Consider the following 14,084-nt stretch of genomic DNA (forward strand, 5'->3'; position numbering starts at 1 on the left):
CTCTTAATTTATTTCGGGGTGGTTCTGCCGGGTTTTGCGGGGTCTATCTGTTCACCTGTTTCGTGGTTGAACTCGCCAAGATGTTTACCTTGACTGTCATACATCTCTATTGCGCCTGTCTTGCTATCCCATTCATATATTCGCCCCTTTCGGTCTTTCCACCGACTGCGCTTACTCCCTCCGCCCTGAACACTACTTTTTGATTTAACAGGTAGGGCATTTGGAAATGCAGGTAATGCCAACGGCGGCCGGTGGTACTTTATATCACCGCCGCCAGCAGATCTTGAAACCACAACATACAGCGTCTGCACACCGGAGTCAGCCGGGAAAACAAGGATGAAGTCCTTGTACTCAGGCGGGTAGATCGGGTTGACGATGATGTTATCTGCCTGTTCGGTAGGCGGATAAATCCAGATCTGAGGTGCTTGTGGTGCGGCCTCTAGCGGGGGAATCCCTGAGGTGCTGGATGGGTCAACAGCTGGCGTCCATATCAGGGTTATCCCATCGCCAAAGTCAGCGACCTGCTGAAAGCCCTGACTCTTGAACCGGACTACAGGAATCATTTCCCAGTCACGGCGCTTCTGGGTGTTGTATCCGTAACCCTTCAAGGTGCCATCCGCTTGTTGCTCAACATGCAGTCGAACCCGTGTTCGGCCTTTCTCGAGCGAATTGAGCTGTTCTTCTGTGTACAGGGAGCTGTCGCCCAAGCTCGACGGCCACAGCAATGCAACCATTCCGGCCAAAGCGCCAGCAGCAACTCCAGTCGTCACTACGCCGACACCACCAGCAGCACCCGTCCCGGTGCCGGCAACACCAGCCCGGCCCAAGAGAAGCGTTCCCAGTGCAACAGGTAACGCGCTGCCACTGATTTTTTTGAGAGGGATGTTTCCCGCTGCATCCCTTTCGCGGCCACCTAGCAGGGAGAAATTTCCGTAGTCGGTCAGTTTTTCGACAGGGACAAACTCGGATGGGTTGTCGTGGTTTATTACGCCGTCGGGGAGGTTGCAGCTTTTGGTGAGCACGCAACCCATGGAGCTGGATTGATCCTGCTGCAGAGGTTGCCTGACAAAACGGTCTTCATATGCCTGTTGTCGGGCCAATATGTCGTCATAGGATTTTTGTCTGGCGTCGCGCTCTGCCAGTTCGGTGGCGGTCATGTAGCGGCTGGTGATGTGGTGCCCGTCGCCTGACGGTGGGTTTTGAACCCGAGGTATGTCTGTTTTGCGAGCCATGAGCGTCCTTGTTTCATCTTTTGAAAGCGATGCGGACGCTATATCAAAGGGCATTTGATAGATGTAGGACTGATCTGAAACTCTGGCCGTTGTTACAAATGCTGCTTGTCGCTATGCACTGAGCTCGATCTCACTGATGTACCCGGTCGGCGTAGGAGCTGCCGAAGGCTGCGATCTTTTTTGATCTTTGGCGGCAGTTGAATCATTAAAGATCAAAAAAGATCGCAGCCTGCGGCAGCTCCTACATTTGGATCGGCGCAGTTTTATGATCGTTCCTACACGCAGGAACGATTAGCACGTTAAGCCTCTTGCGGGTCGATGTTGTCCAGCGCCCGGTTGACGGCCAGTTCACCCAGCATGATGACCTGCTGAATCCCCAGTATTGTGTTGCGATGCGAGCCTTCCAGGAGGTTTGCAAAGTCACTGACCATGACACTGGCTGATGCCAGTGATTCGCAGGCATTGGCCAGTAAGCTTTCGGTATCCATGTCGGGGGCGACGACGAACATTGTGCTGGGTTTGCGTGGGGTCTTGGGTGAAACCGATTCGGCTTCTGATTCAGGAGGGTTTGGAGTGTGTTTGAACATTGCTTAGGTACCTTAATTGATGCTGCAACCACCTCGCGACTAAACGAAGGGGGTGGCAGCTGTAGGCAGGTTAGTCGACCGGGTACCAAAGCTTTACCGGCGCACCCGAAGGTGCCCTGCGCACAGCTGCCATTGAGCGCAGGCATGTGAATACCTGACTGAACGGAGTGCGTGCTGCTTTGAGAACTACCGAGCGACTAAACCCGATCACTGACCATTCAGTGACGGGATTCAAGTTACCGACGGACCCCAAGGCACACAAGCCGGCGGATTCTGGCGTAGTTGTAGGCAATGACGCAAGGCGCTGTAGCCTGTTGCGCTAGTCGGAAATGATGCGTCGTTTGTCAGACTGACATCGCGAGCAGGCTCGCTCCCACAGGGGTATGTGTCGATCACAAATGCTGTGTACGGCAGCGATCAAATGTGGGAGCGAGCCTGCTCGCGATGAACGATGACGCGGTCAACCTGACTTGCCAACCCCGGCCATATCGGTGACCATGCACGCCATATAGGGGTAGGGGGTATACGTATGTCACACATCCACGAACACAAAGACGATCTGCTAAACCGCGTCCGGCGTATTGCCGGCCAGGTCCAGGCGGTGGAGCGGGCGCTGGAGTCCGACGCCGAATGCGCCAAAACCCTGCATCTGGTGGCGGCGATCCGCGGTGCGGTCAACGGTTTGATGGACCAGTTCATCGACGCCCACGCCCGTGAGCATGTGGCGCGTCCCGGGCTCAGTGATGAAGCCCGCGCCGAAGGCGTTGAAGACTTGTTGCAAGCCATCCGCCGTTACTCCAAATAGAGGCCCGAACCATGACGCTGACACCTCAGGCTTCGCGTTTTACCCACGATCACCTGTTTCTGGGGGCTGCCCACGATGACAATGCCCGCCGCACGTTGTGGGTGGTGGCGCTGACGTTTGTGATGATGATTGGCGAGATTGCCGCCGGTTACATCACCGGTTCCATGGCACTGCTGGCGGACGGGTTTCATATGGCGACCCACGCCGTGGCCTTGGGCATTGCCGCCGCGGCCTACGGTTTTGCCCGGCGGCATGCCAACAATTCGCGCTTCAGTTTTGGTACCGGCAAGGTCGGGGACTTGGCGGGTTTTGCTTCAGCCATAGTGCTGGGCCTAGTGTCGATCGGCATCGCTGGCGAATCCCTCGTGCGACTGTTTCAACCGACCACTGTGGCCTTCACCGAAGCGACGGTGATTGCGGTGATCGGGCTGGCGGTGAATATCGTCAGTGCGTTTCTACTGGCGGGCAACCACGGGCATCACGGCCATGAGCATCACAATCACAGTAATGCCCACGCTCATCATCACGACAACAACCTGCGTTCGGCGTATTTCCATGTGTTGGCCGATGCATTGACCTCGGTGCTGGCCATCGTGGCATTGTTGGCCGGACGCTACCTGGGCTGGGTCTGGCTGGATCCGGTGATGGGCATCGTCGGTGCCCTCGTGATCGCGAAATGGGCCTATGGCTTGATGCGCGACAGCGCTGCCGTGTTGCTCGACACCACCGATGAGCATGTCGCCGCCGAAATACGTGAGCTGCTTGAATCGACGGACGATGTTCGCATCAGTGACCTTCACGTCTGGCAAGTCGGTCCTCAGGCGCGGGCGGCGATAGTCAGCGTCGTAGCCGCGGCGGGTGTCAGTGCCGATGCCGTTCGCAGCCGTCTGGCACCGGTTCATGAGTTGTCCCATCTGACGGTCGAACATCGCCACGCTTGAGTTGTCTTTCAGGCAAACAGCGGAATACGGCCGTTCAGGGAAGGGCGGTAATGCCAGGTCAGTCGGTCCAGCGTCGGTTTCATTGCCAGAATCTCTGTCAATGTGGCGCTGGCGATGTGCAAGGCCAGTACCTGCCCCGGACATTGATGACGCCCCGCGCCGAAAGTGAAGCTGCGACGGTTCGGGCGGTCGAGCTGAAACGTGTCGGGATCATCATTAAGCTGCGGATCGCGATTGGCCGAGGCCAGCAGCACCAGGATGACGTCGCCGGGGTTCAGGCTCACGCCGTCGATTTCACACGGCGCGGCGACGAAGCGGCGGGTGTTTTGCACCGACGGGTCGAAGCGCTGCACTTCAGCGATCAAGTCATCAACTTGAGCCGAATCCAACGGTGGGTTTCGGATCAACGCCAATAGCGCATTGCCGATCAACCCGGCAGTGGCTTCGTAAGTCTGGGAGAACAATCCAATCAGGTTGGCGATCAAGATTTCTGCGTCAGTCGATGTCGCCGCGAAACGCTGCCGGATACTGGCGAGCAGGGCGCTTCGGTTGCTCGGGTCGTCCAGAAGCTCGATGAAGTAACCCTCCAGCTGTTCCGCCGCGGCATGGGCGGTGTCCAGTTGTGCCTGATCGCTGAGAGGCGACAGGCAGGCGACGAAGTCTGCGGTCAGCTCGCTGATGGCCCGGCCCTGAGCCGGAGAGAACCCCAGCAACGCCGCCACCACACAGACCGGCCCGCGAAACATCGCCGCGGACAACCCGTCGGCGCCCGGGGAGATCAACCGAGCGCCGACCAACGCATTGACCTCATTCACGTCAATCAACGCCAGCCCCGGCTCAATCGCCGCCCTCGGGCAACGCTGCCGTTCACCCTCGTTCATCCGCATCAACTGACCAAACACCTTGCCGGCCATGCCTTGAGCAATCACTTGGGGCACCGGTTCATGGGACGGTCGCACATGACAGTTCGGATGCGCCAGCACGGCAGCAACGGCCCGGGCGCTGCTGGCCACCCATAGTTTCAGTCCTTGATGAAAAACCAGCCCACCTTCGGCACGCAGTTGTACGTAATAGGGGTAAGGGTCGGCATGAGTCGCAGCGATGATCGGGTCCACGGGTCGCAGCCTTATCGGTGGTTGAAAAGTGTTGCTACTATCTCCAGTCCAAAAGGACCTTGATTCGTCCGGGAGCGAAATATGAACGCAGAACAACACGACATTGGCGTCTCTCAAGTGGCCGCAGCGATTGCGGAGCCGGCCCGGACGAAAATCCTCTGTTCGCTGATGGACGGCCACGCCCGCACCAGCACCGAGCTGGCAGCAATTGCCGAAGTCAGTGCCTCGACCGCCAGCGCCCATCTGGCCAAGCTCAAGGAACTGGCGCTGGTGCGTTTGCACGTTCAGGGCCGTCACCGCTATTACAGCCTCGTGGACAAGCGCGTGGCCCAGGCACTGGAAGCGCTGATGGTGATCGGTCAGAACGTCGCGCCGACGTTCAACCCGCGCACCCCGGACCGCCTGCAGTTCGCTCGCACCTGCTACGACCACATGGCCGGTACGTTGGCGGTGTTGCTGCATGACCGGATGATCGAAGCGGGGTGGTTGCTGGAAACCGATGAGCAGGCTTATCGACTGAGCGACAGCGGTGAAACGTTGTTCGAGGCATTGGGGATCGACGTCAAAAACCTCGGCACCTTGCGCCGCCGCTTCGCCTGCCCGTGCCTGGACTGGAGCATGCGCCGGCCGCACCTGGGCGGCGCCTTGGGCGCGGCGTTGCTGCAAACGGCGATCAAACGCAAATGGGTGACGCAGGATCTGGACAGTCGGGCGCTGGCGCTAACGTCAGTGGGGCGCAAGGAACTCAGTAGCCGGTTCGCCATTGAGCTGCCGGTTCAGGTGACGACAGCGCAACCTGCGTCCACTGAGAACAGGCGCCGCGCAATTGTCAGCCCTGCGGCTTAGCGACTCGAGGAGGCCATGAGCACGCCAAAACCGGCGAAGGTCATGCCCGAGACTTTCGCGGCCAGCCAGGAACCTTTCGGGCTCGATAACCAGCCTTTGGCGGCATTGGCGAGCAAGGCATAGCTGCCATGCACCAGAATCACCAGTAGGCCGTAGGAAGCGACCAGTTTGATGAACTGGGTGTAGAAGTGCGCCGAGGTGTCGATGAATTGCGGGAACACCGCCAGAAAGAAAAACACCGCCTTGGGGTTCAAAAGCTGCATCGAAGCCGCTTCGAGGAAGCGATAACCAGGGCTTGAAGGGCGCGTTTCAAGCAGCGTACTGAAACGATCCGAGCGCCAGCTTTTGTAGCCCAGGTACAACAAATACGCGGCCCCTGTGTATTTCAACGCGGTAAAAGCGTTCGCGGAGGTGCTGAGTATCAGGCCCACACTGGTGGCGCTGATGGCGGCGACGACAAACGCCCCCGACGCTATCCCCAGAATGCCCGGCACTGCCCCCGTCCAACCGTGGCGCACGGCATTGGACAGGGTCAGGACCACACCAGGCCCCGGGCTCAAAATAGTCAGAGTGGCGAAAAGTACAAAGAGTCCGTAGCTGTTCATGTCTTGCTCCGTCAGGTGGCGCTGGCTGCGTGCTGGCAGATTGGCGTGACGATGAGGGCGTGACAAACGCTTTAATTAACGCGCATAGGTGACTAAATTAGACGCATGAAAAATCAATTACCGCCGCTTAATGCTGTTCGGGCCTTCGCCGTCGCTGCTCGTCATCAGAGCTTCAGGTTGGCGGCCGAAGAGCTACATGTCAGCCACAGTGCGGTAAGCCGCCACATCAAACTGCTTGAGGAGCACCTGGGCGTGCTGCTGTTCGAGCGGCGTATCCGCCAATCGGTGCTGACGCCGGCCGGCCAGCGTTTTTATGAGCAGGTCAGCGCCGGGCTGTCGCAGATCGCCGACGCTGCCGCTGCGCTCAAGCAACATGCCGCGCTGCCTACCGTGAAGATTAATGTACGTCCGTCCTTTGCCGTGCTTTGGCTGACGCCCAGGCTAGCGGATTTCGTTGCGCAGCACCCGGACATCAAGCCGCAGGTGATCACGCAAACCCAGGCACCCGATCAGGCACGCGACGGGTTCGATATCGTCATTCGCCGTGGTCGTGACGATTGGGCGCCGGCGATTGAGGCGCGACCGCTGTTCGAAGACGAACTATTACTGGTCGCGGCGCCATCGCTGATTGAACGTCAGCCCCTTGAAGACCTCACTTCGCTGGGCCGGCATACGTTACTGACTGCCAAGGCTCGTCGCGAAGACTGGCACCATTGGGCGATGCACTTTGGTCAAAGTCTGTCAGCCACTCAGGTCATCCGGCAGTTTGATCACATGCACCGGGTGCTTCAGGCCGCCGTGGATGGGCAGGGCATTGCCTTGTGCCCGAGCTCTTTGCTGGGTACTCATCTTTTGAGCGGACACTTGATCTGCCCGTTGCCGGAGTTGCGTATGCCGTTGCCGCGTTATTACTACGGTGTTGCGCCGGACGTGACGGCGCAGACCCGGGTGTTTGTGGAGTGGTTGTTTGCCCGCATTGCTCAGGATGAGCTGTGTTGGCAAACACCTCGTGCTGTGACCGCTACGCCCTGAAAGCCCAGACTATTTCCACCACTCGCAAGGCCAGAATCAGATAAACCAGAAACAGGATGATTTGAAACGCTGTGTGATAAGGCAACCTGGACAGTCGACGCAGGCCATCACTGACACTGAGCAACATCAATATGGCTGACACTGCAATCAACCCCCAACCCGTGAGGCTTGAGGCGAGCAACCCCAGAAACAGAGAATGATCGCTGTGCAATGCGTTGCTGCCCGCCGCAAAAAGCAGGGCGCACACCAGCAGGTTCTTGATGTTGTCGAACACTTGCGTGGTGAAGTCGGTGTCCAGCAAGGCCAGATACTTTCGCCAGAGTTTTCCCATGGTTGTGGTGGCACCTGTTAATGGCTGTTGCACGTGGCGTTTTCCACGATACTCGGACGAAAAAAGCCCGGCCTTCAATATGAAGGCCGGGCTTTTATTGTGTTCAAACGGACAATCGCGAGCAGGCTCGCTCCCACAGGAACAGTGCAGAACCTGTGGGAGCGAGCCTGCTCGCGATAGCGGATCGCATCAAATCAAACCTTGACGATCCAGCCCGCTGGCGCTTCGACGTCGCCGGTCTGTACACCGGTCAGCTCTTTGTAGAGCTTCTGGGTGATCGGGCCGACTTCGGTTTCGCTGTGGAACACGTGCAGTTTGTCGTTGTAGCTGATGCCGCCGATCGGGGTGATCACCGCAGCAGTGCCGCAAGCACCGGCTTCCTTGAAGTCGGACAGCTTGTCGATCAACACGTCACCTTCGACCACTTCCAGACCCAGACGGGTTTTGGCCAGCTCGATCAACGACAGACGGGTAATGCCCGGCAACACCGAAGGAGAGTTCGGGGTGACGAACTTGTTGTCGTGGGTGATCCCGAAGAAGTTGGCCGAGCCGACTTCTTCGATTTTGGTGTGGGTCAGCGGGTCCAGATAAATGCAGTCGGCGAAGTGCGCCTTCTTGGCCTGGGAGCCCGGCATCAGGCTGGCGGCGTAGTTACCACCGACCTTGGCCGCACCGGTGCCTTGTGGGGCAGCGCGGTCGTAGCTGGAGATCAGGAAATTGTGCGGGGTCAAACCACCCTTGAAGTAGGCGCCGACCGGGATACAGAAGATCGAGAAGATGAACTCGGGCGCGGTACGCACGCCGATGTTGTCACCCACGCCGATCACGAACGGACGCAGGTACAGCGCGCCGCCGGTGCCGTAAGGCGGGATGAAACGCTCGTTGGCGCGTACCACTTCCTTGCACGCTTCGACGAACTGCTCGGTGGACACTTGCGGCATCAGCAGGCGACCGCAGCTGCGTTGCATGCGTGCGGCGTTCTGGTCCGGGCGGAACAGGTTGATCGAACCGTCCTTGCAACGATAGGCCTTCAGGCCTTCGAAGCACTGCTGGCCATAGTGAAGGGCAGTAGAGCCTTCGCTGATGTGCAGCACGTTATCTTCGGTCAGGGTGCCTTTGTCCCACTCGCCATTACGCCAGTGCGACAGATAGCGCTTGTCTGTCTTGATATAGTCAAAACCCAGCTTGTCCCAATTGATGCTTTCGTTACCCATGACACCCTCTATCACTTAACAACCGCCGAAACGGTTCAAGGCTTCTGACATTTTTCTGGATGGGGACAACAATACTTCATTCCGGGCCCATTTCGCAGCCCGGGCTGTCGGCTTAAGGGTAGAAATGATGTCGCCCTTGAGAAATCGCGAGCAGGCTCGCTCCCACATTTGATCTATGTTTGCCCTGAAACCTGCAAACACCTCAGCTTCCTGTGGGAGCGAGCCTGCTCGCGATGAGGCCATCCCTGATCCCATCAACCTCCCTGAATCACATGTGCAGTGCATGCCCCAAGGCACGCAACGCCGCTTCCTGCACCGCCTCACCGAGTGTCGGATGTGCGTGGATGGTGCCGGCGATGTCTTCCAGCCGAGCGCCCATTTCCAGGCTTTGACCGAACGCCGTCGACAACTCCGACACGCCCACACCCACCGCCTGCCAGCCAACAATCACATGATTGTCACGGCGCGCCACGACCCGCACGAAGCCGCTTTTCGACTCCAGCGTCATCGCCCGGCCATTGGCCGCGAACGGGAAGCTGGAAACGATGCAGTCCAGCCCCGCAGCCTTGGCCTCATCCGGGGTCTTGCCGACCACTACCAGTTCCGGGTCGGTGAAGCACACGGCGGCGATGGCGGTCGGGTTGAATTCGCGGTGTTTACCGCTGATCAGCTCGGCAACCATTTCACCCTGAGCCATGGCCCGGTGGGCGAGCATCGGTTCGCCGCTCAAGTCGCCGATGGCGTAGACGTTGCGCATGCTGGTCTGGCAACGGTTGTCGATTTTGATCGCCGAACCGTTCATGTCCAGGTTCAAGGCTTCTAGATTCCAGCCCCGAGTGTTGGGTTTGCGACCGACGGCTACCAGTACCTGATCGGTTTCCAGGTTCAAGGTGTCGCCATTCGGGTCACGAACTAGCAAGGTATTACCTTGTGAGTCAAAGCCTTCAACGCTGTGCTTCAAGTAAAGCTTCACGCCGAGTTGCTTGAGCGCTTCGTGTACCGGATGGGTCAGTTCGGCATCGTAGGCCGGCAGGATGCGATCCTGCGCCTCGACCACACTGACCTCGGCGCCGAGCTTGCTATAGGCAATTCCCAGCTCCAGACCGATGTAACCGCCACCGACCACGACCAACCGTTTCGGCACGGACATCGGCGCGAGGGCTTCGGTGGAGGAGATGATCGGCCCGCCAATCGGCAGCATCGGCAGGTTCACGCTTTTCGAACCGGTGGCCAGCACCAGGTGCTCGCACTGAATGCGCGTATCGCCGACTTCGACGGTTTTGCCATCGATTATCTTGGCCCAGCCTTGAATGACCTGGACCTTGTGCTTCTTCAGCAATGCCGAGACGCCGGTGGTCAGGCGATCAACGATGCCGTCCTTCCACTCGACGCTTTTGCTGATGTCCAGGGTCGGCGCCGACACGCTGATGCCCAGCGCCGAGTGTTGGCTGTGGTGCTGCGTCTGGTGGAACTGTTCGGCGACGTGAATCAATGCCTTCGACGGAATGCAGCCGATGTTCAGGCAGGTGCCGCCCAACGATTCGCCTTCCACCAGAATTGTCGAAATGCCCAGCTGACCGGCACGGATCGCCGTCACATAACCGCCAGGACCGCCGCCGATGATCAGTAGCGCGGTGTTCAAAGTTTGCATGCCTGCTCCATTCATAATCAGTCCACAAACAAGGTTGCGGGTTGTTCGAGCAGGCTGCGAACGGCCTGGATGAATTGCGCCGCGTCCATGCCATCGACCACGCGGTGATCGAAGGAGCTGGAGAGGTTCATCATCTTGCGAATCACGATCTGGCCTTTGACGACCATCGGCCGTTCGACGATTTTGTTCACGCCGACGATCGCTACTTCCGGCAGGTTCAGCACCGGGGTGCTGACGATGCCGCCCAGGGCGCCGAGGCTGGTCAGGGTGATGGTCGAGCCGGACAGTTCATCGCGGCTGGCCTTGCCAGTGCGCGCGGCAGTTGCCAAACGGGAGATTTCTGCGGCGCTGTCCCACAGGCTGCGGGTTTCGGCATGACGCACCACCGGCACCATCAAACCGATGTCGGCTTGGGTTGCGACGCCCACATGCACCGCGCCGAGGCGGGTGATGACTTGCGCTTCGTCGTCGTAACGGGCGTTGATCTGCGGGAAATCACGCAGCGCCACGACCAGCGCGCGGACCAGGAACGGCAGCAAGGTCAGCTTCCCGCGCGTCGCGCCGTGTTTTTCGTTCAGGTGTGCGCGCAGTTCTTCGACGGCGGTGACGTCGATTTCTTCGACGTAGCTGAAGTGGGCAGCACGCTGAGTGGCGTCTTGCATGCGCTGGGCGATCTTGCGGCGCATGCCGATCACCGGGATTTGCTCTTCGTCGTTGCGCTGGGCGTAAGCGGCGGTGGCGGTCGATGCATTCGACTGACCCTGAGCCAGCCAGGCTTCAAGGTCTTCATGCAGCACGCGACCGGCAGGACCGCTGCCACGCACCAGACGCAATTGAATGCCGAGGTCCAGCGCATGCTTGCGCACGGCGGGGGAGGCCAGCGGACGCTCATCGGCTTCACGGGCAACCATCGGGCCTTGGCACGCGGCGGCCGGACGAGGTGCCGCAACCGGTTTGCTTTCAACAACGGCTGCAACTTTCGGCGCTGCAACGGGTGCTTCTTTAACCGCTACTGGCTGAGCCGATTCTTTAACGTTGCCCGCGCCTTCGACTTCAATGCTGATCAGGATGCTGCCAACCGCCATGACTTCGCCAGGCTGTCCACCCAGCGCAATCACCTTGCCATGCACCGGCGAAGGGATGTCGACCATGGCCTTGTCGGTCATCACATCGGCCAACACCTGATCTTCGACGACCATGTCGCCGACCTTGACGTGCCACTGCGACAATTCAACTTCTGCAATGCCTTCGCCAATGTCCGGCATTTTAATAACGTGCGTGCCCATTCAGACCTCCATGACCCGTTTCAAAGCCGCGCCCACACGGGACGGACCAGGGAAATACGCCCACTCTTGCGCGTGCGGATAGGGGGTGTCCCAACCGGTGACGCGCTCGATCGGCGCTTCCAGGTAGTGGAAGCAGTGCTCTTGCACCAAGGCGACCAGTTCGGCGCCGAAACCGCAGGTGCGGGTCGCTTCGTGAACGATCACGCAGCGGCCGGTTTTCTTCACTGACTTGACGATGGTTTCCAGATCCAGCGGCCACAGGCTGCGCAGGTCGATGACCTCGGCGTCGACGCCGGTTTCTTCAGCCGCCACTTGCGACACATAAACCGTGGTGCCGTAGGTCAGGATGGTCACGTCCTTTCCCGGACGAGCGATGGCGGCGACGTCCAGTGGAACGGTGTAGTAACCGTCCGGCACTTGCGCGGCGGGGTGTTTCGACCACGGGGTTACCGGACGGTCGTGGTGGCCGTCGAACGGGCCGTTGTACAGGCGTTTTGGCTCAAGAAAGATCACCGGGTCATCGTTTTCGATGGAGGCGATCAGCAGGCCTTTGGCGTCGTAAGGGTTGGACGGCATGACCGTGCGCAAACCGCAGACTTGGGTGAACATCGCCTCGATGCTCTGGCTGTGGGTCTGGCCGCCGTAGATGCCGCCGCCGCATGGCATGCGCAGGGTCATCGGCGCGGTGAACTCGCCGGCCGAGCGATAACGCAGGCGCGCGGCTTCGGAAATGATCTGGTCCGACGCCGGGTAGACGTAATCGGCGAACTGGATCTCGGCCACCGGCCGCAAACCGTAAGCGCCCATGCCCACGGCGACGCCGACGATGCCGCTTTCGGAGATCGGTGCATCGAATACGCGGGAGGTGCCGTACTTGTTCTGCAAGCCTTCGGTGCAACGGAACACGCCGCCGAAATAACCGACGTCCTGGCCGAACACCACGACGTTATCGTCACGCTCAAGCATCACATCCATGGCCGAGCGCAGGGCCTGGATCATGGTCATGGTGGTCGTGGTCATGGCGGTTTCCGTGTTGAACTCGATTGTGTTGTTGTGATCGTTCATGTCAGATCCCCAACTCCTGACGCTGGCGCTTCAAGTGCTCCGGCATCTCTTTGTAGACGTCTTCGAACATGGTCGCGGCGCTCGGAATCTGGCCGCCGGCGAGGGTGCCGTACTGCTCGGCTTCTTTCTGCGCGGCGATCACTTCGGCTTCCAGTTCGGCGCTGACGGCGACGTGTTCCTCTTCGGACCACTGACCGATTTTGATCAGGTGCTGCTTGAGGCGGGCAATCGGGTCGCCCAACGGGAAGTGGCTCCAGTCGTCGGCAGGACGGTATTTGGAAGGGTCATCAGACGTCGAGTGCGGGCCGGCGCGGTAGGTGACCCATTCGATCATGGTCGGGCCGAGGTTGCGGCGTGCGCGTTCGGCGGCCCAGGCGGAAGCGGCGTACACCGCGACAAAATCGTTGCCATCGACCCGCAGGGAGGCAATGCCGCAACCAACGCCGCGTCCGGCAAAGGTGGTGGCTTCACCGCCGGCAATCGCCTGGAACGTCGAGATCGCCCACTGGTTGTTGACCACGTTGAGGATCACCGGCGCACGGTAGACGTGGGCGAAGGTGAGGGCGGTGTGGAAGTCCGATTCAGCGGTAGCACCGTCGCCGATCCAGGCCGAGGCGATTTTGGTGTCGCCCTTGATCGCCGAGGCCATGCCCCAGCCCACGCCCTGAACGAATTGAGTGGCGAGGTTGCCGGAAATGGTGAAGAAACCGGCATCCTTGACCGAGTACATGATCGGCAACTGACGGCCCTTGAGCGGGTCGCGCTCGTTGGACAGCAGTTGGCAGATCAGGTCGACCAGCGGCACTTCGCGGGCCATCAGGATGCTTTGTTGACGGTAGGTGGGGAAGCACATGTCGTCGATGTTCAAGGCCAGGGCCTGAGCGCTGCCGATGGCTTCTTCGCCAAGGCTTTGCATGTAGAACGACATTTTTTTCTGACGCTGGGCGACCACCATGCGGTTGTCGAAAATCCGCGTCTTGAGCATGGCGCGCATGCCTTTACGCAGGATCTCGACTGGCACGCCTTCAGCCCACGGGCCGAGGGCATTGCCTTGGTCGTCGAGCACGCGAATCAAGCCTTTGGCCAGATCAGCCGTGTCGGCCGGTTCAACGTCGATTGGGGGTTTGCGCACCAGGCCTGCGTCAGTCAGATGCAGGTAGGAGAAGTCGGTTTTGCAGCCGGGGCGGCCCGAAGGTTCGGGAACGTGCAGGCGCAGCGGTTCGTACGCTTGGTTCATGGCTTCTACGCTCGATCTTGTGAATTTCTTGTAGTGAGCTGGCAGTCATTCTTCGGTAAAAGAATTCTTGTCCTACAACAATCATAGGCCGGCCCAAGAAGAATATTTCTCTCTGTTTCGTTGCGCTTGAGATCATT

Annotated in this window: 14 protein-coding genes; 4 read left to right on the forward strand and 10 right to left on the reverse strand. The window is 59.4% G+C overall.

Features of this window, described 5'->3' with window-relative positions; genetic code table 11:
• Positions 1-8 precede the first annotated feature (8 nt).
• The gene (locus tag ACYZT2_RS12900) at positions 9-1,232 is read right to left on the reverse strand and encodes a colicin E3/pyocin S6 family cytotoxin (RefSeq protein WP_461972626.1); all 1,224 of its coding nucleotides are present in this window, start codon (positions 1,230-1,232) and stop codon (positions 9-11) included.
• Positions 1,233-1,531: 299 nt separating this feature from the next.
• Complete coding sequence (locus ACYZT2_RS12905; protein WP_461972628.1) at positions 1,532-1,819, reverse strand: DUF6124 family protein; 288 nt, start codon at positions 1,817-1,819, stop codon at positions 1,532-1,534.
• A 529-nt stretch (positions 1,820-2,348) separates the two neighbouring features.
• Here ACYZT2_RS12905 and ACYZT2_RS12910 point away from each other — a divergent pair.
• Positions 2,349-2,624, forward strand: a complete 276-nt coding sequence (locus tag ACYZT2_RS12910; RefSeq protein ID WP_019648873.1) for a metal/formaldehyde-sensitive transcriptional repressor — start codon at positions 2,349-2,351, stop codon at positions 2,622-2,624.
• Between the two features lie 11 nt (positions 2,625-2,635).
• Positions 2,636-3,565 (forward strand): CDF family Co(II)/Ni(II) efflux transporter DmeF, encoded by a 930-nt coding sequence (dmeF, locus tag ACYZT2_RS12915; protein WP_461972631.1) that lies wholly within the window; start codon positions 2,636-2,638, stop codon positions 3,563-3,565.
• Positions 3,566-3,573: 8 nt separating this feature from the next.
• On the opposite strand, the gene ACYZT2_RS12920 is transcribed toward dmeF, so the two are convergent.
• The gene (locus ACYZT2_RS12920) at positions 3,574-4,680 is read right to left on the reverse strand and encodes a cytochrome P450 (RefSeq protein WP_461972633.1); all 1,107 of its coding nucleotides are present in this window, start codon (positions 4,678-4,680) and stop codon (positions 3,574-3,576) included.
• Between the two features lie 81 nt (positions 4,681-4,761).
• Between ACYZT2_RS12920 and ACYZT2_RS12925 the strand changes: the two genes are divergently transcribed.
• Positions 4,762-5,526, forward strand: coding sequence for an ArsR/SmtB family transcription factor (locus tag ACYZT2_RS12925; protein WP_461972635.1), 765 nt, complete (start codon positions 4,762-4,764; stop codon positions 5,524-5,526).
• On the opposite strand, the gene ACYZT2_RS12930 is transcribed toward ACYZT2_RS12925, so the two are convergent.
• On the reverse strand, positions 5,523-6,131 hold the full coding sequence (locus ACYZT2_RS12930) for a LysE family translocator (protein ID WP_461972637.1): 609 nt from the start codon (positions 6,129-6,131) through the stop codon (positions 5,523-5,525). The genes ACYZT2_RS12925 and ACYZT2_RS12930 overlap by 4 nt on opposite strands.
• Positions 6,132-6,236: 105 nt before the next feature.
• Here ACYZT2_RS12930 and ACYZT2_RS12935 point away from each other — a divergent pair, with 105 nt between their 5' ends.
• Positions 6,237-7,163 (forward strand): LysR substrate-binding domain-containing protein, encoded by a 927-nt coding sequence (locus tag ACYZT2_RS12935; RefSeq protein ID WP_461972639.1) that lies wholly within the window; start codon positions 6,237-6,239, stop codon positions 7,161-7,163.
• Here ACYZT2_RS12935 and ACYZT2_RS12940 read toward each other — a convergent pair.
• The 6 genes from ACYZT2_RS12940 to ACYZT2_RS12965 all read right to left on the reverse strand — a co-directional run bounded on the left by ACYZT2_RS12940 (position 7,153) and on the right by ACYZT2_RS12965 (position 13,947).
• Complete coding sequence (locus ACYZT2_RS12940) at positions 7,153-7,494, reverse strand: hypothetical protein (RefSeq protein ID WP_461972641.1); 342 nt, start codon at positions 7,492-7,494, stop codon at positions 7,153-7,155. The two genes, ACYZT2_RS12935 and ACYZT2_RS12940, sit on opposite strands and share 11 nt — an antisense overlap.
• Positions 7,495-7,688: 194 nt before the next feature.
• Entirely contained in the window at positions 7,689-8,708 is a 1,020-nt protein-coding gene (locus ACYZT2_RS12945) for a branched-chain amino acid aminotransferase (RefSeq protein WP_461972643.1), read from the reverse strand.
• Positions 8,709-8,976: 268 nt separating this feature from the next.
• Positions 8,977-10,359 carry a dihydrolipoyl dehydrogenase gene (gene lpdA, locus ACYZT2_RS12950; RefSeq protein WP_461972645.1) on the reverse strand — a complete coding sequence of 461 codons (1,383 nt, stop codon included), beginning with the start codon at positions 10,357-10,359 and terminating at the stop codon, positions 8,977-8,979.
• A gap of 17 nt (positions 10,360-10,376) precedes the next feature.
• Positions 10,377-11,645, reverse strand: a complete 1,269-nt coding sequence (locus ACYZT2_RS12955) for a dihydrolipoamide acetyltransferase family protein (RefSeq protein WP_461972647.1) — start codon at positions 11,643-11,645, stop codon at positions 10,377-10,379.
• Positions 11,646-12,710, reverse strand: a complete 1,065-nt coding sequence (locus tag ACYZT2_RS12960; RefSeq protein WP_461972649.1) for an alpha-ketoacid dehydrogenase subunit beta — start codon at positions 12,708-12,710, stop codon at positions 11,646-11,648.
• A 1-nt stretch (position 12,711) separates the two neighbouring features.
• Positions 12,712-13,947: a 3-methyl-2-oxobutanoate dehydrogenase (2-methylpropanoyl-transferring) subunit alpha gene (locus ACYZT2_RS12965; protein WP_008005369.1), complete on the reverse strand. Its 1,236-nt coding sequence runs from the start codon at positions 13,945-13,947 to the stop codon at positions 12,712-12,714.
• Positions 13,948-14,084 lie beyond the last annotated feature (137 nt).

It is taken from the genome of Pseudomonas sp. MDT1-85 (assembly GCF_054898065.1).